The sequence below is a fragment of the Vibrio sp. GJ43-1 genome (assembly GCF_055808835.1).
Map to the genome: position 1 here is coordinate 1,851,262 of NZ_CM147884.1, position 23,710 is coordinate 1,874,971.

A 23,710-nucleotide genomic window follows, 5' to 3' on the forward strand; every position below is an offset into this window, starting at 1 on the left:
TTATGAACATTACATGGATTGTTACTACGTTCATGGCGCTTTCAGTGGTTGGGTGCACATCAAGTAATGCTCCAACTCAGCAAGAAATGGTGTCCAGCATGGAAAGAGTGGAAAACCACGAAGGGTTGATTAAGCATTATAAAGGTCACTTACAGCAAAATCCGCAAGATCTTTTGGTGACTCAAGAGCTTGCAGAAGTGTATTTTGGGAAGGGAGATATCGAATCTGCTCGGTTTTACTCGGATCATTTACTTGATAAAGGCGTAAAAAATGCGCAGTTATACCAACTAAGCGGACAGATTCATGATAAACAAGGAGAGAGCGACGAAGCTGTAAAGCGTTATGTGCGTTCAACCGAACTAGGGAACAACACCAGTGAAATACATGTGTTACTCGGAATTTCATATAGTAAGTTGGATAGATTTGAACAAGCAGAAAAGGAATTTAACCAAGCAAGGCTGAAAGGGCACGATGATATTACGGTAAAAAATAATTTAGCTGTTGTTTATTTAGCTCAGGGCTATTATTCACGAGTGACTGAATTATTGGCACTAAGTGTTCAAAGAAAATCCAAATAATGAGGTGGTCAAGGCGAATTTAGCAATTGCTTTTTTCAAACTTGGTCAATTTGGACAGGCAAGAGAGCTATTAAACGGAGATTATACCGATGCACAAGTATCCTTGATATCCAGTCAGCTCTACAAATTTGATGGTTAATTATTATGTATGCTAATAAGTTACGTCAAACAGGGGTTACGACTATTGAGTTTTCAATTGGCGCAATAGTATTAATTTTAACAACCTTGATGATATTTGAGGCGAGTTATCATATCTATGTCAATAATCTGGTTGATTATGCTTTAAGGGAAACCGTAAGAAATACACAGTTTTTTGCTGGTGAGAGTACCCATACTAATTATCAAAGTCGAATCAATAACCTCGTGACTAACGATGGGCATCTGTGGAGCTTTATGGCACCACACGAGAATTTCACGTTAACGGGAAGATACTTTAATTCATATTCTGAATTTGTCAATAACACTGGTTTGTCTGAAACCCATGACGACTTTACTGGGCAGTATACATTAGCAGAGTTAACACTGTCTTATGAATATACACCGATTATTAATTTGTTTGGCAATGAACCGCATACTATTTCAAGAACAACTGTGTTGAACTTGGAACATGAGGGTTGGGGAGAATAATGATGAAGTATTCAACTCAGACTCAACAAGGGGCGTTTGTCATTGAATTGGTGATTGTATTGATCATTTTTGTCGGTATCTACTTATTCATGACCGATATCAGCCATAAGTTGTTAGTGCGTGCTCAACTGGATCGTACCAGTTTTGCACTTGTGAATATATTAAAAGAACGCACGCGTTTTTATGGCGGTGTAACGTCATTATCGGCGTCTGATCAAAGTGATATGACTGCACTGGCTAACCGAATGCTGAATAAGAACGCATCGAACCTTGCGATTAAAATTGAAGCGTTACATAACAAAGAAACGGTAGAAACCTTTACAAGTGCGCCTTATGACAGTTTAGGGTGTCAAGCGGTAGCAATATCTGAAAAAAGCGCGTTAGCTCCCGTTGAAGACGGTACGATTTACTCCTTGTATCAAGTAAGTTTATGCGACCAAAAGGATTCATGGTTTGCGAATTTTTGGGGAAACTCTGGAACACCTACTTTCACGATCACGTCAAGTTCAGTAGTGGCGGGGAGGTAATATGAAGTACCTAAATGCACTAAAGACAAACAGAATGAAGAGGCAGCAAGGCATCGCTGCAGTATGGATGGCATTCACACTCGTGCCTATACTCGGTGTGACCTTTTGGGCCGTAGAAGGCACACGTTATATTCAGGAAACTAACCGATTAAGGGATGCGGCAAAGGCGGCGTCGATAGCAGAAACTATTGAAGATAAACGTGATAGCTATGGCGTTGATGAACAAAGGATATCAGATGCTTATATCCATGATTATGTAAGGAATATTCAAGTATCGAATGTTGCAGTGGAGTGGGTTCACCAGCCACAAACTGATACTCAAGATGAGTACATAGAGTACTCTGTGAATGCGACGACGACTCATAACTCTTGGTTTGCCAGTAATTTAATTCCTTCTTTTGATACAACCGAAGATTTAAACGGGATTGGCGTGGCAAAAAAATACCCCATTATCTTGGGAGACAAAAATATTGATATCGTTTTTGTCTCTGATTTTTCTGGGTCAATGAGCTGGCAATGGGGGAGTAATTCTTCTTGTACGAGTTCAAACTGCAAGATTGCTGATTTAAAGGTTGCGGTTAAAGCTATTGCTGACAAGTTACTCTGTTCTGATGTTAGCGTTGATGCGGTAACGGGGGAGGACGTTTGTAACGATGATGATCAAGGTGGGTTGTCGAGTAAGTTAGATAATCGTATAGCGATTGTCCCTTTTAATATTCGGACCCGTGAGACGAATAATTCAGGCACTGAGTTTGCTGTCAGTCAGTTACGATATAGAGATGACGTTAGTACCTCTGATTCAGAACGAAGCTATGAACAAGTGAACTGGAATAAATGGAGAAAATACAGTTCAGAGGATATTTATGATTGTGCAGACGATCAGAGTGATTGTCCGAATCAGAGATCTGGAGAAAGAAAACAAGCACAGCGACTAGTGAGTATTTTTGATATCGACGATGATGATGACCGCTCCTATCATGCTGATGTCTATGACTATGTGAATTTTTCGTTAACAGTGAATGAAATGTTTGACAGTACTTTCCCATCCTTAAAAACTAAGTATCGAGTCAGTGAAAACGAGCTTTATCGAGGCTACGGGAGCTCGAGTGACGGGCAGTTTTTTAATATCGATTTGACGAGCAATCGGGACGACATCGACCAAATTGACGATATGTTTGCTAGTGGTAGTACCGCCGCGTTTCAAGGAATGCTCAGAGGATTTCAACATTTAGCTGCAGGTAAACCGGATACGACAGATGAAAATGAACTCGCCACTTATGATGAAAAAATCAAAATGGTTATCGTCTTAAGTGATGGAGTGGAAAGCCCAAATAATGGAATATTGAGTGCGTTAGTAACCGAAGGAATGTGTGATAAGGCACGAGAAGAGATACCGGGTTTGTATATAGCCGTTATAGGCATTGATTTCCAAGCATCTGAGCAAAGTGGTTTCCAAGACTGCGTGATTGATGTGGATGAAGATATTATCGATGTAACGGATACAGATGATTTTATTGAAGTACTGGAAGAGTTAATTAAAAAAGGGTCTCGTGGTACAGGCGTAACGAGACTGTATGGGTGATTAGGAATGTCAAAATTACATGCATTGATTGCAACCAGCGTATTCGTGTCTTCTTTTGCAGTTGCAGAAGACCCTAGTTCTTTCATTAGTGAGTACTGTGGAACCAAACACTATGAGTACTCACATAAGATCACCATTGGTGAGGTGACCGGAATAGGTTCTCATCGAAATGGTTTTCTTCAGGTTACGGAAACGAGTAATGACGATGAATTGAAAATGCTCTTGTTAAAACGCTCGTCTCTATTAACGGATAAGAGCGATTGCTTAACGTATATTTCCAATCTAGGCATTGCCTCGTTTGGAGAGGCGACCGATAAGGGCTACTTGGTCGCTCGAGTTCACTTTGCATTTGATAAGTACAATCTTACCCCACTGGCTAAAGACGTGTTATCAGGCGTTGCACGACAACTCGCCGAGAATAACTATCAAGTCACGGTAGAAGGCCACACGGATTGGATCGGCAGCAAATCTTACAACCAAGCCTTAGGGTTGAATCGAGCGCAAAGCACCGCAAGTGAGTTGTACGGATATGGTATTGAAAAGCAAAATACGACGCTGAAATCTTTTGGTGAGTCCGAGCCTATCGCTTCGAATAAATCTAAAGATGGGCGTTCTCAAAATCGCCGTTCAGATGTGTATATACCTGTGGAAGAGTCTGTAAGTAGCGATTCTAATTAAGCGACATAGTTAAGACTCATATAAGAGCCAGCGATGCTGACTTTTATATGAGGTAGATAGGCGGATGTACTGATACGTCTGCTTACTCAAACCACTTCAATTTATTGTGCAATTGCGTCACGCTCCCAACCACAATTAGTGCCGGGCTTTGCGCTTCGTTCGCCATTTGTGGCAGCGTGTGCAGTTCGCCTTGAAAGACTCGTTGCTCTCTACGAGTTCCGTTTTCAATAATGGCGCAAGGCGTGTTGGCATCAAGTCCATGTTCGATCAGTTGCGTCGTGATGTGTCCGCTTTGTTTAAGGCCCATATAAAAGACAAGGGTGTTGTTCGATTGTGCTAACGCGCTCCACTCAATTTCGCGCCCGTCTTTTTGCACGTGACCAGTAATAAATTGCACACTTTGTGCATGATCTCGGTGGGTTAGGGGAATACCAGCGTAGGCGGTCGCACCAGCCGCCGCAGTTATACCTGGAACCACTTCAAAGTTAATGTTGTTTTCTGCAAGTGTTTCGAGTTCTTCACCGCCGCGACCAAAGATAAATGAGTCGCCGCCTTTTAGCCGGATAACTTTTTTACCCGCTAACGCTTTATCCACTAAGATTTGATTGATTTGATCTTGAGGAACGCAGTGAAAATCGAGTTTTTTCCCGACATAGATAAGTTCAGCATTGGGTTTCGCTAGCGCGAGAATTTCGGTTGAAACGAGTCGATCATAAACCACAACATCTGCGGCTTGAATGACGCGATAGCCTTTTACGGTTAATAAGTCAGGGTCACCGGGACCTGCACCAACCAATGAAACAAAGCCGCGCGTTAATGGGTTAGGAGTGGTGGTCATTATAATGCCTATCCGTCAAATTTGATTATAAAGAGTAACACTCACAATATGGTATGAAGTCGTTACTTTTTATCGCCAAATCTATCTAAGTGCAGTCTCACATAAGCATGAAACTGCACTTAACCTGTTAATTACTAAGTATGTTAATTAGAACGTATCAATTACTTAGTGCTTAGCACAGGTTCAACGTTTGCAGCGGTGTTTGTCTCTGCATTGATTGCTGGTGCTGTTTTAGCGTGCGTTAAGTATAGAGGAATACACGTCATCACTAAACCACCAACGATGTTACCTAAAATAGTTGGGATTAAGTTGAAGTTTAGCCACGTTGCAATACCAAAGTCAGCACCTAAAATCATACCCAGTGGGAATAGGAACATGTTAACAACCGTGTGCTCAAACACTAATGCGAAGAAGATGAAGATAGGGAACCACATCATTGCTACGCGTCCTGATACAGAGCGTGCTGTCATGTTACCGATTACGCCTAGGCAAACCATAAGGTTACAAAAGATGCCACGTACAAAACAGGTAATCCAGCCGTCCATACCCATGTTTTCAAAACCTAAGCTGCGAGCCGTAGACACGGCGATGAATTTTTTTGCTACCGCGTTAAGCTCAAGAGAGAAGTTACCTGTCAGTGATACCGCAACAAGATAAGCGACGATTAAAGAACCAATTAGGTTACCTAAGCCCACAATACCCCAGCAACGGAAAATACGATTCCAAGTAATACCCGGGCGATTAGCGAATTTTGCGAGAGGTGCAAGACCAAACACACTGCGGTTACAAGGTCATAGCCCATTACACTTAAGATAACAAAGCCCACAGGGAAGACGAGTGCGCCAACAACGCCCATGCCCGTTTGAACGATAGTGGTGATAGCGACCACAACCGCAAGAGAAAGGATGATACCTGCCATCGTACTGCGGATGAGTAGATCACGCGTGCTGGTGTTTGTTTTGCTTCGCCAACGTTGATCATGGTTTGCACGAACTGTGCAGGTTTAAAATCATCAGACATAAAATTGTCCCTATAAAAGTTTAAGTTAAAAGTTAAGATTGAATAGTGATAGGGGCTGAAACGTGTTCTTAGTTGCTAGAACGGACAACCCCTATAGGCTATTTAATCTTTGAAATTAGGCTGAGATTTCTACTTTGCCTTTCGTCACTCGTGTCTTGTACGCTTTTACGCTAAAACGTTCGTCTTCCAGACATAGACCTGTGCTTAGATTAAAGCGTTGCTTCTTTAGTGGGCTTGCTACCCAAAGTTCCCCTTGGTGTTCACAAGTCAAACCACGAGAGAGCACGTTTGAGCGAGCAAATGGGTCCATATTGCTGATAGCAAAGACTTCTTCGTTATCTCTTGGACGGAAAATTGCTACTTGTTGTCCATCAATTAATGCACAAACGCCCGTTCCAGGAATGATGTCTTGGATATCGCATACTTTTTGAAATGCCATGATTATTTCTCCAGCTCTACGTGTAGGATGTCGCCCTTAGCATCAGGGTGCTTCTCTGTGTAAGTGGCTGGACGGTGTTGTTCACGCTCTTGTACGAAAACAACATTGTCATCACGTAAATCACTGTTAATGAAGTGAGCAAAACGTTTATGTTGAGATTCGTCTTCAACCGCATTGGTCCATTCACAACTGAAGTTACCGATAAGCTTCGCGACATCTGCTTCAAGCTGCTCATTAATGCCAAGCTTATTGTCGACAATCACTTCACGAAGGTAGTCAACGCCGCCTTCCATGTTATCCATCCATACAGAGGTGCGTTGTAGTGGTGCAGCGGTACGAATGTAAAACATCATGAAACGGTCGATGTATTGGATCAATGTAGCTTCGTCTAAGTCAGAAGCCAGTAGGTCGGCATGACGAGGTTTCATACCGCCATTCCCACACACGTACATGTTCCAACCTGCATCAGTTGCGATGATACCTAAATCTTTACCTTGCGCTTCCGCACACTCACGAGTACAGCCAGAGACACCAAACTTCATCTTATGAGGAGTACGAATGCCTTTGTAGCGATTCTCAATACGAGAGCCTAAGCCTACAGAATCCTGCACACCATAACGACACCATGTTGAACCGACACAAGTTTTCGCCATGCGTAACGCTTTCGCGTACGCTTGTCCTGTTTCGTAACCCGCGGCAATTAATTTTTTCCAAATAGTTGGAAGGTCATCTTTTTGCGCACCAAATAGACCAATACGCTGTGCGCCAGTCACTTTGGTATAAAGGTTATATTCAGCAGCCACTTCCGCCAAAACTTTAAGCGCTTGTGGTGTCACTTCACCACCCGCCATACGAGGAATGACCGAGTAGGTACCATCTTTCTGGATGTTACCAAGGAAGTTATCGTTGGTATCATGAAGCTTAACCAGCTCAGGCTTGAGGATATGCTCACCCCAGCAAGATGCCAAAATGGAGCCTGCTAGCGGCTTACATACTTCACAGCCGTAGCCTTTACCGTGTTTTTCTAACAGTTCTTCGAACGTTTTGATTTCTTCGATACGGATCAGGTGGAACAGTTCTTGGCGAGAATAGGCAAAGTGTTCACATACGTCGTTTTTAACTTCAATACCAGATTTTGCAAGTTCTGCATTAAGCACTGAAGTTACAAGCGGAATACAACCGCCACAACCTGTACTTCAGCACCTGTTACGGCTTTGATATCACCAATGGTGTGGTGACCGTCAGCAACCGCTTGAGCAATTTTGCCTTTTGTTACGTCGAAACAAGAACAAATAACCGCTGTTTCAGGCAGTGAATCTGCGCCTAATGATGGTTTTTCTGCACCCGCGTGAGCAGGAAGAATTAGGGTGTCTGGGTGTTCTGGAAGCTCGATGTTGTTGAGTTTCAGTTGTAATAAGTCACCATAATCCGACGTGTCACCGACCATGACTGCGCCAAGTAATTGCTTACCGTCTTCAGATACAATGATGCGCTTGTACACTTCTTGTTCTTCGTTTTGGTAAACATAGCTTTTACAGCCTGGTGTGCGACCGTTTGCATCACCAATTGAACCAACTTTTACGCCAAGAAGTTTTAACTTCGCGCTCATGTCAGCACCTTCGAACTGACTGTCGTTGCCAACGAGGTGATCGACAGCCACGGTTGCCATCTTATAACCTGGAGCAACGAGGCCGTAGAATGTACGGTTCCAAGAAGCACACTCACCAATTGCGTAGACGTCGGCATCGGTGGTTTGGCAGTGGTTATTGATTTCAATACCACCACGCGGTGCGATACCTAAGCCCATCTGACGAGCAAGTTTGTCTTGTGGACGAATACCCGCCGAAAATACGATGAAATCAACTTCGAGATCGGTGCCGTCCGCAAATACCATGGTGTTACGTGCTGTCTCACCTTCAGGTTTGATTTCTAACGTATTCTTGCTGGTATGGACTTGAACGCCCATGCGTTCAATCTTGTTGCGAAGTTGCATGCCACCTTGAAGATCAAGTTGCTCGGCCATCAGTACTGGTGCAAATTCGATAACGTGAGTGGTAACACCCAGCGCTTTCAATGCGCCAGCCGCTTCTAAGCCCAGTAAACCGCCACCGATAACGACGCCGCTTTTACTTTTCTTAGCTGTTGCTTCTATCGACTTTAGATCTTCGATAGTGCGGTAGACAAAGCAGTCTTTACTTTCATTGCCTTTGATCGGCGGTACAAACGGGTAAGAAGCCGGTTGCTAGGATGAGCTTGTCGTACTTGATTTCACGACCAGTACTGGAGTAAACGATTTTATTCTCACGGTTAATGTTGATCGCACGTTCGCCGATTAACACATTGATGCCGTGTTTTTCATAAAAGCCTTCTTTAACTAAAGAAAGTTCGTCAGCCGTATGGTGAGAGAAATAAGAGGAGAGGTGGACACGGTCGTAAGCGACGCGCGGTTCTTCGCAAAAAACGGTAATGTCTAAGTTGGTCACATCGGTCTTGTCGACTAAGTCTTCAAGATACCGATGACCTACCATGCCGTTACCGATCACGACAAGCTTCATCTTGCTCATATTAATACCTAAGGGTTATTCTTCAAGTCTACGCGCATTGTTAATTGTGAAAGAAAATTAATATATGATGTAAATCAATTACAGAATTAAACTACTCTAAAGGGGTAGATGAATTGGGTAACTAATCACCATGATGGTGGTATGTGAGGCTATGTATAGTGGTTTCGAATGGCAGACGGTTTAATTCAATGGCTTGTTAATGATGTTGCCGCTATGAGCCGTCATTTTTAGTGATGTATTTACTCATGTTGTAACTTACTTACATAAACCTTTCACTTTGTGTGGTTTATAAGGAAAAGCCATAACTATATGGAATTTTATTCTATAAACCTTGGCTCACAGTATCCTAGCTTATTGGTGACAACATTATAAACAAGGTCAGTTGGTCCGGCTCTTAATCGTGACATGAATTACAAGGAGGGAATATGAATATATTTCATATCCAAGCAGTAATCATTACCTTTATCCTCTCTTTATTGGTTGGCTGTAATGGCAGTGGAGGAGACTCAAGTTCTGACACACAGAATCAAGCGATTCCCACGTCTCAGTTAACGCTGCCTGAACAGCTGGAGGTGGTGACCAATGAAAACGACTAATCTAATTCCTATTTTATTTATGGTTTCGCCACTTTGTCTTTATGGCGCTTATGACGATACGGAGACTGACTATACGTTAGCGGAACAACGAACTCATGTTTGGAATGAAGCGCTAGAGCCGATTGAACTCGTGAACAGCATTTTATGTTTCACTGCTCAGTTTAACAGTGTTGAGTTTGCTAATCAGGGGGCTTATCTCGTGTTGGCTGATGAAGCGCTTTGTTTTGAGGAGGAAAAATCGGCAGCGACGGGCCAGTCATCGGCAGGTGGTAATCAAACCCAATTAATGAAAGCCGTCAGTACTGTTGAGCGTTTGTCAGATGAAGACCCATTGCTTGTGAGTGTTTGGCTGCCTGATATGGGCAAGGGTGACGAAGGCGAACAAGCCATTAAGTTCAAAGCACAAATACGAGATGGAGCAACGGACGCCAACCCATTTGGTGACTTTACTTTCAATTTTGATTTCTATGATAACTTTACCCAGAACAATCAAGCTGGTGGCGGTGAAGTTAAAACGATATCAGATTTAGAAGGGAAGATTGGGTTTACGTTATTTGAGCAAGGCAATCATGGCGGTAGCGAAAGCTATAAACAATGTGCGAGCGTTGTCATGTCTGAAGATAGAACGAATGGCGTGGCGCTAACAGGAAGCTCCAATGGCAGTGGTGGACAAACTTTTGCCTTAGCTTTTAATGAAAATAGGGTGTTAGTACAAAGCACCAATGGTGGGTTTGATGATTTACCCTATAAATCGGGAGATCATGCGACGGCTACCCAATGCCTCAGTCGAACTGAGTTGACAGCGTATGTCCATCGTTATGATTTGTTTGACTCGACTACGGGTGAAATGGTGGAAATCAATAGTGGTTTTCCAATTCGTTATGATTCGACAGGTGGCAGCAACCCCGATAGTTATGGGTTTGTAGGGTATTGGGGGGTTTGGACTGAGAGTGGCCATCAGTTCAGTAACGGTGATGCTGTGATCAGAGAGAGTGATAACCAGCAAGAGTCACTCTCGATTATCACAGCGCCGGGGCGCCTTATCAAAAATAGTGTCAAGTCCTTGGCGCTAACTGAGCTTACGGGCATTGAATTCCAATATTGGGATGATGAGGTATATCAAAATGGTTCATTTGATCAATGGGTCGTGAATTATAGTAATCAACAATTTGTGAAAATAGGTAAGCTATCTTGGCAAGAGAATGGTCCAAGCATTGAGCAACTTGATACACCGATTGCTATTTCGTTAAATGCCTACGACAGCCTTCATATGTATTCGGAACAACTTGGTGGAGAAGTGAAGTATTTAAGTGGTGAAGACAACATTACTTTTTATGTGCAAACGTTTATCGACGGTTCCCAAAACGGTGATGCGCAAATACCAAACAACGGCACTATCACACTCACTTGTTATGATAATTGCCCAACGGGTAACATTGATGCGCAACATATTGCCGAGTATTGGGGGGAAAGTAGCCCATTTGAAACAGGTAATGATGCGCCGTACAATTATACCTACTCAATTAGTGGCGATAATGCGTTAACACTGGTTAGTGTCGCAAGTGGCGAGCGTGTGGCATTTGACTCTGCGGTTAGCACAACAATGCTAGAGTCGACGCCTCACCATTGGGGGTAAGAACGGGTCCTATGGTGCTTTCAAGTCAATCGGTAACGGAATCTTGGAAAATGTATGACCCCCAAATCGTTCAAGAGTTTTATGTTTGGGAAACCGGAGTCAACGAGTGGAATCATTTGACGACCGTACAAGACAGTAATGGCGATATTGTTAGTTTTGATCGACCCATTCAATTTAGTTATATCCACAGTTCACTCAATGACCGTAGTGGTGATGCTGGCGATTATGCTAGTCAAACTTTTATGATTAATTACGGTGGGAATGGAGACTTATGGGGGATTCCAAGTATCAAAAGTGGTGAGAGTAGCCATTATCGTGCGGCATTCTCTATCAATGATGGTGTGTTAATGGGAGGCGCTCAGCAATATGTGATTAAAGCACGAGAAATCGAAGAATTGATGACGCCACTATCCAGTTCTGAGTGCAGTACACTAACTCTGCAAGATCCAGCTGTTGATGTGCCGACGTCAGTTACGGGTGGCGCTGATATTGGCAGTATGCCTTTGGTAGAGGGGGAGCCAGCGGTGATTGCCGGGGTGACTCAATAAAAGGGTAAGGCTCCTAATATAGGAGCCTTTATTTTAACCTAAGAAGAGCCATATCCCGACGCCACACATTAATGTGCCAGCGATACGATTCATGGTCTGTACGTTGTTTGCGTTCCCAAGTGTACGTTTTAACCCTTTGCCGCCAGTGGCATAGATCGTCATACAGACGAACTCACTTAGAAGGATGATTCCAAGCATGATAGACACTTGTCCAGCCATAGGTTGGGATTGGTCGATAAACGGTGGTAATAGCGAGATCATGAAAGCCCAGCCTTTCGGGTTAGCAATGGCAGTGACAAAACCCTGCATGACTAAGTCCCAGTCGTTGTGTGCTTTTTCATTGGTTGAATCGGTTGAAATAGCAAGCTTGCCTTTTGAGCGCCACATTTGAATGCCAAGATAAAATAGATAACTCGCACCGACGGTTTTAAATACCACAAATATATCCGGGTACCTTAGCATAACAGCAGCGACACCCAGTATGGCTGCTAGTGCGACCAGCGCGACGCCAACAAGCTCGCCAATCATCATCCATAAAGTTCGTCGGTATCCAATACTCATTCCCATCGTCAGTGCAAGCGTCATACACATCCCGGGCGTTATAGAGACAAAGAAAAAAGTCGGAATAAAAATAGTTAGCGTAGACCAAGTCATAAAGCGATATCGTTAAGAAAATAGGAATGGTTCTTTTTAACAGACCTAACGTTTAAACACTATAGCAATAATGATAAAGCCGATAATTAGTATTATATGCAAGGTTTATTGGGGGATAAATAATCATTGGCTGTGCTTTAAATATGAGTGTAGTTCAATAATAAAAGTGTTGAGTATGAGGATTGTTTGCCGTGCTTGTTTAGAGCTTATATTTACGAATAAATCAACTGAGGGTGCCCAATCCCTATGGGCGGGTGCCTAGCCAAAGGTGTATTATGTTGTCTTTTTTAGGTCTATCGTCATCGGGGTCGATAAGTAACACCTAATGTGATCTATAAATGTTATTACTGCCAGCGATAGACATAGATGACTTGGTTAGCATAGAGGTATTTCTTTTTCGCAAATATTCGTTCGATGAAGCTTCTTCGTCGTCTTTCCACAGTTGTTTACCTTGTTTGATGAATTTATCTACCTAATTTAGCGACCTTGTTGAATGGAGCGTGATAGAGGCATCAATTTTTCATATGAAGGTTGCTTAGAAACCGCCATAGGTTCAGATGAGAAAGGTAACGATAAGTGGATTTCTAGTTAATTCCTTTGGAAGTCGATATGTCTATAGGTAAATCCTCCTTCAAGGTGCAACTTTTTGGCGTTCCATAACACTTTGACATACATAGCGTTAACAAGCATGGTGGTGTAGCTATTCAATAATGATAAAGGAACATTAGAAATGGAATTCAAAAAAACCATTCGACGAATGAGTGCGCTAGTGGTGGCGGGGTGCGTATCGCTAGGTATCGCATCAGTGCAGGCCGACGACAAAGTGTACCGCTTAAAACTCGCTGAAACTTGGGGACCTAATACTCCTATCCTTGGCGACGCGAGTAAAAACATGGCGAAGCTTGCCAAAGAAATGTCAAATGGTCGCCTGATCATTCGTATTGACTCTGCGAACAAACATAAAGCGCCTCTTGGTGTCTTTGATATGGTCAAATCAGGTCAGTATGATTTAGGGCATTCCAGCTCTTATTATTGGAAAGGTAAGGTTCCCAATACACTGTACTTTTCGTCGATGCCGTTTGGTATGACAACCATGGAGCAATATTCGTGGTTCTATCATGGTGGTGGTATCGAGTTAATGCAGCAGGTGTATGCTCCTCACAATCTATTGTCTTTCCCTGGTGGTAACTCAGACATTCAAATGGGAGGCTGGTTTAAAAAGGAAATAAATTCTATTGAAGATCTGCAAGGTCTGAAAATGCGTATTCCCGGTTTTGCTGGCGAAGTGTTAGCCAAGGTTGGCGCAAAGCCTACCAATATCGCTCCCGGTGAATTATATACTTCTCTCGAGCGTGGCACTATTGATGCTCTTGAATGGGTGGGGCCTGCATTCGATCTAAGAATGGGTTTCCAAAAAATAGCCCCTTACTATTACACCGCATGGCATGAACCTGGGTCAGAAACACAGTTTTTAGTGAATAAAAAGGTGTGGGCTGAACTACCAGAAGATTTAAGAATAATCTTAGAAACGTCATTCCGTGTCGCGGCGTTTGATATGTACACTCAAGCGTTACACGAAAACGCACAAAGTTGGTCGAAGATGAGTACGGAGTATCCCAATATTAAAGTACGCAGCTTTCCACCTGAAGTCATTAATGAGCTTAAACAGGCAAATGGAACGTTGCTTAAAGAACAAGCTGATAATGATGAGCTAGCGAAAGAAATACTGGACTCGCAGGCGAATTATTTAGCCAAAATGCGTGAGTGGACCAATATGTCACTTCAAGCGTATCTAAACGATCAAAATTAGTACGTTTGTGGCGTGAAGTGCTGATTCCGTTTTGAGCCAAGCTGTGAATAGTGATGCTTCCATCGTTACGTATAAATGCGAGCAAACCTCAATAACCTAAGAACTCTGTGGCTATTGAGGTTCTTGGTGTGTTCTTGATGGACGTAGGTGGTGGTTGCGGTATCACCTTATCTTCTTTGGCATGATGTACAGCCTCGGCACGCGGAGCGGGTGTGTTTATCTAAGAGACTACGCTGGACTTTACAGTACGCATTTTTCAACGCTCGTCGTGCAGAGAACCAATCGTCAGGTTTGTCTAGTAATAAATAACCATTAAAGCGTTTGACCAGTTGGAGACGGTTTGCGTTTATAAAACGACTATCAAAGCCAATTTCAAAGTAGTCGAGAGCTTGTTCAATGGATGTGAAATTTTCGATTGTCCGCTGAATCTGTGATTTTTGCATGGTGATTGAAATACCCTCTTAACAAGCAAAAAATATAGCGTGTTTAAGTAAGCCGAGTATTGATGCAGGTGCTAATTTTGATAATTACCGTTGTTACTTTTAATTTGTGCTGAGTCAAGCCTAATGACGATACGCTGGGGTGAGTATAGTAAAAGCGCCGATTCGCTAATGTAGCCAACCGGCACGTCGTCTTCTATTGGATTAGAGGGATCTGATTGACAGCATTGGTCACGTTATCGAATTAATTTTGAGCTCGTGAGGTCGTAATCATTAATGGCTTGCTGGAGTTGAGATAACTCCGAACTACACAAATAGGATCTGAGAGCCGTAAATTTTTCTTCCGACCAGCTGTAGATATTTAGCGATAGCAATGTTGCAACGGTATCGCTATCAAAACGATACTTAACGTGTTTTGCAGGTGAGCCAGCAACAACGCTATACGGTTCAACATCTTTGGTGACCACGCTGTTGGCGGCGACTATGGCACCTTCACCAATAGTGACTCCGGGCATGATCATGCAGCGCATTCCCAACCAAACGGCATCGTGTATTGTTGTTGGCCCTTTACTTTGGTATGACTGCTCTATGTCTTCCATAAATGGGTAGAGGCAAAACCAGTCTGATCTGTGGTTATGATTCCCGCCCATAAGAATGATTGCTTCTGCTGCAATACAGACATAGTCACCGATGTAAAGCTTGTCTATCGCCCAACGCGGATCCCACTTCTTACTGACTGCATCACCGTGTAAGTATCGAATTACGGATTCTTCGAAGCCGTTATCCCAACAATCGCTGTAGTAGCTGTGTTTCCCTTTAATCTGAATGTTTTCGTTTTGCACGACATCATGCAAAAGCTGGAACTTCGACCAATGTTTATTCGTCATCATCTTTCCTATTTTTCTATCTAACTGCGTTAAACAACGAGTGAGTTGCCACGCCCCATTTGATGAGAAAGGACGTCAATGAATACGAGGTTGATTCAGTAATGGGTTAAACAACATAGTGATGGATACCGTTAGGAAATGCCGCGGACTTCATCTACACGAAGATGAGTTACGTATTTATTTAAATGCTTAACTGGCTTAACGCGATGTGTTCACGGTGACCGCACAAGTGGGAAGTATGCCATATTTTTAACCGATCGCAGTATCGTAAATTAAGCTTTTGAAAATGAAAAGGCATATGATGAAGTGACGCTGTCACTCTAGTGGTAATGCGCACCATGGCATTACAAGTGCGGAGAGGTATTCGCGTTATATTTGGAAGAGGCTGCTCGGGTTCGTCGATTACGCAGCATCGGCTCGTGTATTGCGATAAGTTCGTGTAGTTTCTGCTTATCTACCACTACACTCTGCTTGTTCGGGTCATTTTTAGCTTCGTACATCGCGAAATCGGTGTAGATGAGTAATTGTTTGATGCTTAGGCTACTGGTGTCGGGTAGAAATACACCTACAGATGTGGATAAGGGAAGTGTGGTATTCTTGCCACGCAATAAAAAGTCAAAGGACTCTAAGCTTGGTAAAATATCATCAAGTCGTTTACCAGACAGATTGCTGATGATAACAAACTCATCTCCACCAATTCGATAGATATCGCCCTTAATGATCTGATTAAGATGTTTGGTATAGCAACGTAGCACTTGATCGCCCACGTTATGCCCATAGGTGTCGTTAATGTGTTTAAACTTGTTTAGATCAATATAAATGAGATAGTTCCCTTTGCCTAAAGCTTGCTTTCGAATGCGATTTAGCGCGTGACGGTTTTTAAGTTTGGTCAAGGCATCTCGATTTGCTCGATGATGGGTAACTAACCAGAAAAAGACACACACCAATACCAACAACACAAGTAATGCAATGATCACATCTAAACGCTGTCTTTCTTGTTCTTTTTCGTGAAGTTCTCGCCAGTTAGCTGGTGGTAGGTAGCGTTTGTTGATGCTGTCGGCATCAATGAAGTCAAGTGTACGATTAAATAAACGTGCGAGTGCTTCCCCTCGTTCAGTTTTAGGGAAGCCAAAGCTAAGCTTAGAGCTATAGAAAGGATAAAAATATCGGTCTTCAATGATATTGGATATGTGCTTATCAAATAACATTTTATTTAGCGTCACTCTATTTGTAATCGCATAATTGATTTCGTTATTCGCTAATCCAGCTAACATGGTAGGCGTATCAGGGTAATAAGTGAGGCGCTTATTTGGAAGTAGGCGCTGAGTGACGATTGCAAATATATCATTGTCGACGACGCCTATCTTTTCAGCAAACAGTTCTGAGATGTGCTTGTGGACCTTTTCTTTGTAGCCAATTCGTTTAGCGATGACGCCATCGATTGAGTCAAATGGTCGGCTAAAGTAAGCGAAAGACTGTCGTTCTCTTGACGAGGCAATAGGGGTCGTTACATCTCGCTCACCGAGTTTGAGTTTTTCTATACTCGCCGACCATGGCTCATCAGGAGTATAATCAAATGTGCAGGTAAGAGTATTAAGCCCGCATATTTCTTTTGCAAAGTCTACGGCGATACCTTTCGGTTGTCCTTCCGGCCCAGAAAATACGTAAGGTTGGCGTGGGTTTAGGTATATAGTAATAGGTCTGCTTAGATCTAGGTTAGCGGCTTTAATTTTTTGTTTAAGCTGGTTAATTGCGATGTCACTGATGTAATCTTCAACATATTGCCTTAATTGCTTTTGTACGTGCTCTTGTAAAATAATGTCGCTAAATAGGCTGAGCAACGAATTATTTTCAACTTTGTTGGTGATAATGGACACTGGCGGAATGCTAACTTGATCATTAATTAGCACGGGTTTAAAGCCCGCATTTAAAAAATTTTCTAATTGTAAGAACGTACCTATATAGCCATCGATATATCCAGCATTCATTGCGTCAAACGCAACGTCGTTATCGTTGAAGTCTAAGACTCTTTTATCTGGGTAGTATTTTTGAATGATATCGGTGAATGCCGTGCCCATTGTAGTGCCAATGGTGTTCAGCGCATCAAAAGATTTGCCGTCAACGCTGAATACGTAAGTCGGCTCTATATTGGTTGGCGGAGAAAATGAAAACCGATTTACTCTACTTTGGGTATACGTAATGTTAGCGACAAAATCTAGTTCTCCGTTCTCTACAGCAGTAAGCCTTTCACTAAAGACGGGGTAGTCTAGGTATTTGAAGGTGGCGTCGCTATGTTGTTCGATTGTGGAAAAAATAAAGCGAGCTAAAAAATCGTGTTCATGGGCGGCGACCAAATAAACCTTCTTGGCTTCACTTGCCTTGACCAATGGGGTTTGAAGTATTATTCCCAAACTGAACATCAGCATCACAAGTACGGTTAATAAATGGCGACGCACAGTGTTCAATTTCAATACCCCCTTATATGCCGTTAAATGTGATAGGTAAATGATTTTAACTTTAATAATAGATAATGCAATGTTAACTTGCTGAATTGTAATCTAATTCGATATTTTGCGGAGTATCGTTATTTAATCGGCGTATAAATAAGAATAAATGACAATTTTTGCATGGTAAGCACTGATGATGTCATTGGTTGGTCTATAGCGTTAGGCAAGCTAGTGACTGATGTGGCCACTTTTTGAGAAAAATTAAGCCATTAACGTTATATATTCAATGGTTTAGACTATATTTGATGGGCTCTAACTAGAGCCTTGTCCGTTTATTTATCCTGTATTGCCAGCATTTCCTCAAGGCCGCCCGCGTTATGAAGCTGTGTAAACCCTTGTGATTGTAAATAACGATAGGCTTGCCCAGAGCGGTTACCACTACGGCAATATAAAACGATCGATGTTGACTTATCAACGTGACTAAAGTGCTTTTCAATCTCAGATAAAGGGTAGTTGACCGACTTGTCTAAATGGCTGTCGGCGAATTCTTGTGGGGTTCTGACGTCCACAAGCATCGCGCCTTGCTCTACGAGCTGCCAGCCTTGTTGGGCACGTTCAGTTGCCGCGCCATTATAACTGACGCTTGCCAAGCAAAGTGCGGTAAGCAGTATAGATAAGGTACGCTTCATAATCGGTTCCTATTGGTACTTTTCTCAATCATAGTCGATTGACTACTCGCTGTTTGTGAGATCATGATGATTGTTGATGATCTCACAAAACATAATCTAAGCCTTCGGCTGCGTGAGTGTCCGTTCGAGCTGCTTCACCGAGTGACTGTAAGTCAACCATGCGCTAAGCCCAGCTAAAATGTTACCAATAAACGCTCCGTAAAAGAGTCCTTGGATGCCGCCGAGTTGAGCGCCTACCCATAAACAAGGTAAGAAGAAGGCAAAAAGTCGCAGTGTCGAGATAGTGAGTGCGGTTTTTGCTTTACCCAGTGCGTTTGAAATTGACACCATTAGCATACAGACGCCAAGCGGACCTAGACTAAAAGGGACAAGCAGTAAGTGATAATGCAGAACTCGATATACATTATCTTCGCTTGTCATTAACTGAGCTAGAGGTTGCGCAAAAACAAAAGTCACGATAGCAACCAGAAATTGAAAGGCCAAAATATAGATAACGGCGATGTTGACAAGCTTTTTGATGTCTTGCAGGTTCTTACTGCCTAATAATTTACCAACCATTGGCGGCATCGACATGGTTAATGCAAGCACAGTGACAATAGCGAAGAACTCGTAACGCGACCCAACCGCCCATGCCGCAACGGCGGCGGTACCAAAGGTCGCCAATAATTTAGTGGCAAGCATGGATGACAGCGGTGGCAGTAGTTGGCTGACCATCGCTGGTGCCATGATGTCCCAAATAGACTTAAGACTGGTGACAATGTTGAGGTCACTCCAATCAAATGTAGCCCATTGCTTTGTCATGACTTTCGGTGCGACGACAAGAATCCCAATACCAAAAGAGACGATAGTTGCGATTGCGGCACCGTTGATGCCCATGTCAAAGGTAAAAATGAACAGTGGGTCAAGCGCCAAATTGATTAGGCTCGTGATCATCATCATCATGCCGGGTAAGACGGTATTACCGTTTGAGCGACAAACGCTGTAATAGAAATACAGTATTGCACCAACCCACGAGCTCAATAGCCAAAATGGCCAGTAGCTGTCTATTACAGGATACACAGATTCAGGGGCACTCAGCATGGCCAAAATAGGGTAGCGTAAAAGCCAGATTAGGACGCCAATAACACTGACGCCAAGGCTACCAAACAGCAAAATAAGCCCACCAAGCTGTTTAGCATAGCGTGGGTTGTTTGCTCCTAAGGCACGAGAAATAATGGCGGTGGTAGCGATGCCTAAACCGACCTGAATACCAATAATAACCATCTGCATGGGTAAGGTAAAACCTTGTGCAGCAAGCGGTAAAACACCGAGTTGACCGATAAAAGCACTATCCACAAGTTGAAAGCTCATTAAGGATAGCACGCCCAGAACCATTGGGAGCGTCATGTTGAAGAGTTGTCGAGCGAGGTTTTTGGTGTCTGTATTCACGTTATCTTCTTTTATTTATGTGAACAACTAAGCGGGCATTGCTGCCCGCTTAGTTGTGGAATCAGGTGTCTTCTGAGTCCTTAAAATCATCGGCATAACCTTTAGGAGGGGGAGTCCATCCGCGTTCTCGTGAATGCTTGTCGTTCCGATCAACCTTCATCGCCTCTTTTATTAGGTCTTCTAGCTCCATGAAAAGCTGACGATAGTTGTTGTCATAGCGTTCGCCTTCGGTGACATTTTTCCAACCCGTATATAAGGTGTCTGACTGCTTGTTTTCTATCGTTTTATAGATGGTTTTTTGTTGTTCGACGAAAAACGGGTGAAAACCAAGGCAGCGCATCGCCTTTGAACCGAGTTCAAGCGCCGAGTGGTAGGTTTCTGATTCTATATAATCCGCACCCGCTTGTCTTAACTGATAAATATGACCTCTATCGTAAGCTCGCACGAGAACCTTGACGTGAGGGTACGTATGTTTCACGTACTTTACAAGCTCAACGCTGGCCTCATAGTTATCAATGGCAATCACAAACAGTTTTGCCTCTTCAAGCTTCGCAGTATGCAACATGTCAGGTTTAGTGGCATCGCCAAAGAATGACTTGGTCTCAATTTGGCGCATTAAATCGACTTGTTCGGCGCGAATATCTAACACAACGGTGTTAACATTATTCGCAACCAGTAATCGATTAATAATTTGCCCAAAGCGGCCAATGCCGAGCGATAACGACGCTCCCTTTTTCATCTACTGTATCTTCTTCCCGATCATTGGTGTCCTTTTCAAATTTCGGCAAAATAACTTTGTCGAACAAAATAAACAGGGCAGGAGTGAGAAACATAGAAAGAGCGACGACCAGTGAGAGAATTTGAGAAATATCCGTTGGTAGGACATGATTTTGTACAGAGAAGCTTAATAATACAAATCCAAATTCCCCCGCTTGAGCAAGACTAAGAGTGAATAACCAACGGTCACTGCCTTTAATTTTAAAAATGAGTGCCAAACAGTAAAGAACGATTGCTTTGATGACCATGACACCGACGGTCAGCGCGAGTATCAGTGCGATGTCGTCAAACAAAATACCAAAGTTAATCCCAGCACCAACGGTGATAAAAAATAGCCCTAATAGAAGCCCCTTAAATGGATCAATATTGGATTCAAGCTCGTGTCTGAACTCACTGTTTGCCAATACTACGCTATAGCTAGAAAGGTGCCTAATGCTGGTGATAGACCCACTAAACTCATTAACGCTGCGATGCCAATAACTAGCATTAATGCGGTTGCAGTAAAGATTTCACGAAGCCCAGATGAGGCGACAAAGCGAAACAGTGGTCGGCTGAGGTAATGCCCACCAACGACAACAATGGCGATAGATACAGTAATGACCAACCCATACGCCCACCCGGGCAAACCCGATACGAGACTGAACTCTTCGTGGTGTTGAGCCGCGTCTGCGACCGCACTTTGCGCTTGCGCGACAAGCTCAGGTAAGGCGAGCAGCGGTATAAAGGCCAGCATAGGGATAACCGCGATATCTTGAAATAACAACACCGAAAACGCATTCTTGCCGCCTTCTGTTTTTGTCAGCCCTTTCTCGTTGAACGTTTGAAGTACGATGGCGGTGGATGAGAGGGAAAATATCAATCCGATAGTGAGTGAAATTGACCACGATAAACCTGTGAGCAGCGCAATTGCCATGACGATTGCTGTTGACCCACCAACTTGTAAGCCTCCTAACCCTATTAAACGGTGTCGCATTGCCCAAAGCATTTTGGGTTCAAGCTCTAAACCAACAAGAAACAACATCATGACTACGCCAAATTCAGCAAAGTGCTGAATAGTTGTTGTTTCTTCCCCAACCAAGCCAATAATTGGGCCGATAACTACCCCGGCGATTAGGTATCCTAGCACGGAGCCGAGCCCCAGACGTTTAGCAATTGGAACGGCAATGACGGCGGCAAACAGATAGATAAAGGCTTGTAAAAAATATCCGGTCATAAGGGCTGCTCCGAGTCGTTTAACCAATAATGGTTAAGTTTTTCCAACGGTCTTGCGGCTTGAACATCAAATTCGTCATTCACCAATGCACGTAGTAGCGATTGCCATTGTCGGCGATGCTCACCAATTCGGTCTTCTTCCTTTGCGGTTCTAGAGCCAAATAAAACCAGCGGGGGAAGGTAGATGAGACCCGTTAGATTTGCCATTTGTTCAAGGGGCTGCAATAGTTCGCGAATAGTAAAGTGGTTATAACCGTCCGTTTGATAGGCTTCTGCTTTCCCTCCAGCAGAGATGGCGCATAAAAACGGTTTTCCGACTAGTGCTGTGCCTTCCTGGCCATAAGCAAAGCCATATTCTAATACCAAGTCTTGCCATTCTTTTAAAATAGACGGGGTAGAATACCAATACAGTGGAAATTGAAAAATAATGACATCGTGTTCAAGTAGACGTTGTTGTTCAATGTCTATATCAATATGGTAGGTTGGGTATTCAGCATATAGGTCAATGATCGTTACGCCTTCAATATCACACGCATCTTGATACATTGGTGTATTGACTTCTGAACGTCGCGGTGACGGATGAGCATAGAGGACTAAGACTTTATTTTTATGATTAACCATGAATTATCGACTCATTTAGGGTGAAAGGTTAATTGTTAGTGATTTAATATTTAGTACACAATCTACGATATTTCAATTAGTTAAGCTTCCCGCTTGCTTATGATAGAGTAGCGAGATCAATCGAATAATGATTTAAGGGTGCTTGACGATGACCACGGGTATTCAGCACCAATATATGTTGCGGTTTGCATGGTTAGCTGAGACAGAGAAATAGGTGAGAGAATCCATGGGTAAAATGTATACAGAATTTGCGACTCAGTATGACGAAGCCATTCAGAATAATGCGTATAATGCTTTGTACGAGCGTCCAACCACCTTAACACTGGTTGGGGATGTGAATGGTAAAACAGTGCTAGACCTTGGCTGTGGCCCCGGAATTTATGCAAAGATATTTATTGAGCAAGGTGCAAACGTAACCGCAGTTGATGCCTCCGAAGATATGGTTAGCATTACTAAAAATAAACTGCAGGATACCGTTGATGCATATAGGCAAGATTTGTCTCACGGTTTGCCCAAAGAACGTGATGGAACGTTCGATGTCGTTGTTTGTCCGTTGATGATTCATTATCTAGAAGACCTGACGCTTTTATTTTCTGATATCTCACGCGTCTTGAAAAGCAATGGTATTTTTGTATTTTCAACGCATCACCCGATTATCGATTTTGATCCGTCAGATCTAAATAGTAATTACTTTGCTGTTGAGAATATCACTGAAGACTGGGATACAACGGGAGAACCCGTTGAAGTGAGTTTTTTTCGTCGTTCACTGACTTCTATTTTTTCGACGCTGAGTGAATGTGGTTTTACCATGGAGCGTTTTTCTGAAGGTGTTCCAGATATCAAAATGAAATCTGTTGCTCCAGAGACGTATGAAAGGCTATCACGTCGCCCTAATTTTGTGTTTATTCGCGCGAGAAAAGCACAGTAAGTGACATTGGCGATGAAGAAAGTTAACGAAATAAATCGTGATTTGCTATTGAATTAGTAAAAAACGGTCTTTTTTCGCGCAGTAACCCGTTCAAATTACAAATCAATTTGGCTTTGCTGGCGTGTTTGATTACTATGTACAGCTATCAAAAAACACCGTTATGAACACTACCAGTAGGTAGATG

The 23,710-nt window shown here is 43.0% G+C and carries 19 protein-coding genes and 3 pseudogenes; 10 read left to right on the forward strand and 12 right to left on the reverse strand.

Features of this window, described 5'->3' with window-relative positions; all coding sequences use genetic code 11:
• Nucleotides 1-2: 2 nt before the first annotated feature.
• The 5 genes from AC0L66_RS08995 to AC0L66_RS09015 all read left to right on the forward strand — a co-directional run bounded on the left by AC0L66_RS08995 (nucleotide 3) and on the right by AC0L66_RS09015 (nucleotide 3,992).
• Nucleotides 3-578: a tetratricopeptide repeat protein gene (locus AC0L66_RS08995; RefSeq protein ID WP_473566997.1), complete on the forward strand. Its 576-nt coding sequence runs from the start codon at nucleotides 3-5 to the stop codon at nucleotides 576-578.
• Nucleotides 579-722: 144 nt separating this feature from the next.
• Entirely contained in the window at nucleotides 723-1,205 is a 483-nt protein-coding gene (locus tag AC0L66_RS09000) for a TadE family protein (protein WP_265672933.1), read from the forward strand.
• Nucleotides 1,205-1,732 (forward strand): tight adherence pilus pseudopilin TadF, encoded by a 528-nt coding sequence (gene tadF / locus AC0L66_RS09005; RefSeq protein ID WP_265672932.1) that lies wholly within the window; start codon nucleotides 1,205-1,207, stop codon nucleotides 1,730-1,732. The genes AC0L66_RS09000 and tadF overlap by 1 nt, the downstream gene beginning before the upstream one ends.
• Before the next feature lies 1 nt (nucleotide 1,733).
• Complete coding sequence (locus tag AC0L66_RS09010) at nucleotides 1,734-3,314, forward strand: TadE/TadG family type IV pilus assembly protein (protein WP_265672931.1); 1,581 nt, start codon at nucleotides 1,734-1,736, stop codon at nucleotides 3,312-3,314.
• A 6-nt stretch (nucleotides 3,315-3,320) separates the two neighbouring features.
• Nucleotides 3,321-3,992, forward strand: coding sequence for an OmpA family protein (locus AC0L66_RS09015; protein WP_265672930.1), 672 nt, complete (start codon nucleotides 3,321-3,323; stop codon nucleotides 3,990-3,992).
• Nucleotides 3,993-4,074: 82 nt separating this feature from the next.
• Here the strand turns inward: AC0L66_RS09015 and cobA are convergent, their stop codons facing one another.
• From cobA to nirB, 4 genes and pseudogenes are all read right to left on the reverse strand, one after another.
• Nucleotides 4,075-4,830, reverse strand: a complete 756-nt coding sequence (cobA, locus tag AC0L66_RS09020) for a uroporphyrinogen-III C-methyltransferase (RefSeq protein ID WP_265672929.1) — start codon at nucleotides 4,828-4,830, stop codon at nucleotides 4,075-4,077.
• A gap of 161 nt (nucleotides 4,831-4,991) precedes the next feature.
• Nucleotides 4,992-5,850: pseudogene (locus AC0L66_RS09025) on the reverse strand (formate/nitrite transporter family protein).
• Between the two features lie 115 nt (nucleotides 5,851-5,965).
• Nucleotides 5,966-6,289, reverse strand: a complete 324-nt coding sequence (nirD, locus tag AC0L66_RS09030) for a nitrite reductase small subunit NirD (RefSeq protein ID WP_265672927.1) — start codon at nucleotides 6,287-6,289, stop codon at nucleotides 5,966-5,968.
• Between the two features lie 2 nt (nucleotides 6,290-6,291).
• Nucleotides 6,292-8,853: pseudogene (nirB, locus tag AC0L66_RS09035) on the reverse strand (nitrite reductase large subunit NirB).
• Nucleotides 8,854-9,278: 425 nt separating this feature from the next.
• Here nirB and AC0L66_RS09040 point away from each other — a divergent pair.
• The 3 genes from AC0L66_RS09040 to AC0L66_RS09050 are packed head-to-tail and all read left to right on the forward strand — an operon-like array spanning nucleotide 9,279 to nucleotide 11,633.
• Nucleotides 9,279-9,449, forward strand: coding sequence for a hypothetical protein (locus AC0L66_RS09040; protein ID WP_473567001.1), 171 nt, complete (start codon nucleotides 9,279-9,281; stop codon nucleotides 9,447-9,449).
• Nucleotides 9,436-11,085, forward strand: coding sequence for a hypothetical protein (locus AC0L66_RS09045; RefSeq protein WP_473567002.1), 1,650 nt, complete (start codon nucleotides 9,436-9,438; stop codon nucleotides 11,083-11,085). Before AC0L66_RS09040 ends, AC0L66_RS09045 begins: the two co-directional genes overlap by 14 nt.
• 11 nt (nucleotides 11,086-11,096) lie before the next feature.
• A complete protein-coding gene (locus tag AC0L66_RS09050) occupies nucleotides 11,097-11,633 on the forward strand; it encodes a hypothetical protein (protein ID WP_473567003.1) in 537 nt (178 codons plus the stop codon).
• 33 nt (nucleotides 11,634-11,666) lie between these two features.
• Here AC0L66_RS09050 and AC0L66_RS09055 read toward each other — a convergent pair whose 3' ends face one another.
• Nucleotides 11,667-12,287, reverse strand: a complete 621-nt coding sequence (locus tag AC0L66_RS09055; protein ID WP_265672924.1) for a LysE family translocator — start codon at nucleotides 12,285-12,287, stop codon at nucleotides 11,667-11,669.
• Between the two features lie 757 nt (nucleotides 12,288-13,044).
• Between AC0L66_RS09055 and AC0L66_RS09060 the strand changes: the two genes are divergently transcribed.
• Nucleotides 13,045-14,097, forward strand: a complete 1,053-nt coding sequence (locus tag AC0L66_RS09060) for a TRAP transporter substrate-binding protein (RefSeq protein ID WP_265673239.1) — start codon at nucleotides 13,045-13,047, stop codon at nucleotides 14,095-14,097.
• A 167-nt stretch (nucleotides 14,098-14,264) separates the two neighbouring features.
• Here AC0L66_RS09060 and AC0L66_RS09065 read toward each other — a convergent pair whose 3' ends face one another.
• From AC0L66_RS09065 to AC0L66_RS09095, 7 genes and pseudogenes are all read right to left on the reverse strand, one after another.
• Nucleotides 14,265-14,540, reverse strand: coding sequence for a nitrogenase-stabilizing/protective protein NifW (locus AC0L66_RS09065; protein WP_265672923.1), 276 nt, complete (start codon nucleotides 14,538-14,540; stop codon nucleotides 14,265-14,267).
• 233 nt (nucleotides 14,541-14,773) lie between these two features.
• Nucleotides 14,774-15,424: a CatB-related O-acetyltransferase gene (locus AC0L66_RS09070; protein ID WP_265673238.1), complete on the reverse strand. Its 651-nt coding sequence runs from the start codon at nucleotides 15,422-15,424 to the stop codon at nucleotides 14,774-14,776.
• Between the two features lie 344 nt (nucleotides 15,425-15,768).
• The gene (locus AC0L66_RS09075) at nucleotides 15,769-17,880 is read right to left on the reverse strand and encodes a transporter substrate-binding domain-containing diguanylate cyclase (protein WP_473569210.1); all 2,112 of its coding nucleotides are present in this window, start codon (nucleotides 17,878-17,880) and stop codon (nucleotides 15,769-15,771) included.
• A 323-nt stretch (nucleotides 17,881-18,203) separates the two neighbouring features.
• On the reverse strand, nucleotides 18,204-18,560 hold the full coding sequence (locus tag AC0L66_RS09080) for a rhodanese-like domain-containing protein (protein ID WP_473567005.1): 357 nt from the start codon (nucleotides 18,558-18,560) through the stop codon (nucleotides 18,204-18,206).
• A gap of 96 nt (nucleotides 18,561-18,656) precedes the next feature.
• Nucleotides 18,657-19,946 (reverse strand): MATE family efflux transporter, encoded by a 1,290-nt coding sequence (locus AC0L66_RS09085; protein WP_265673236.1) that lies wholly within the window; start codon nucleotides 19,944-19,946, stop codon nucleotides 18,657-18,659.
• Between the two features lie 103 nt (nucleotides 19,947-20,049).
• Nucleotides 20,050-21,978, reverse strand: a pseudogene (locus AC0L66_RS09090) (monovalent cation:proton antiporter-2 (CPA2) family protein).
• Entirely contained in the window at nucleotides 21,975-22,598 is a 624-nt protein-coding gene (locus tag AC0L66_RS09095) for an NAD(P)H-dependent oxidoreductase (RefSeq protein ID WP_473567007.1), read from the reverse strand. The pseudogene AC0L66_RS09090 and the gene AC0L66_RS09095 overlap by 4 nt, the downstream one beginning before the upstream one ends.
• Nucleotides 22,599-22,824: 226 nt before the next feature.
• Between AC0L66_RS09095 and AC0L66_RS09100 the strand changes: the two genes are divergently transcribed.
• On the forward strand, nucleotides 22,825-23,526 hold the full coding sequence (locus AC0L66_RS09100) for a class I SAM-dependent DNA methyltransferase (RefSeq protein WP_265672918.1): 702 nt from the start codon (nucleotides 22,825-22,827) through the stop codon (nucleotides 23,524-23,526).
• Nucleotides 23,527-23,710: the final 184 nt, after the last annotated feature.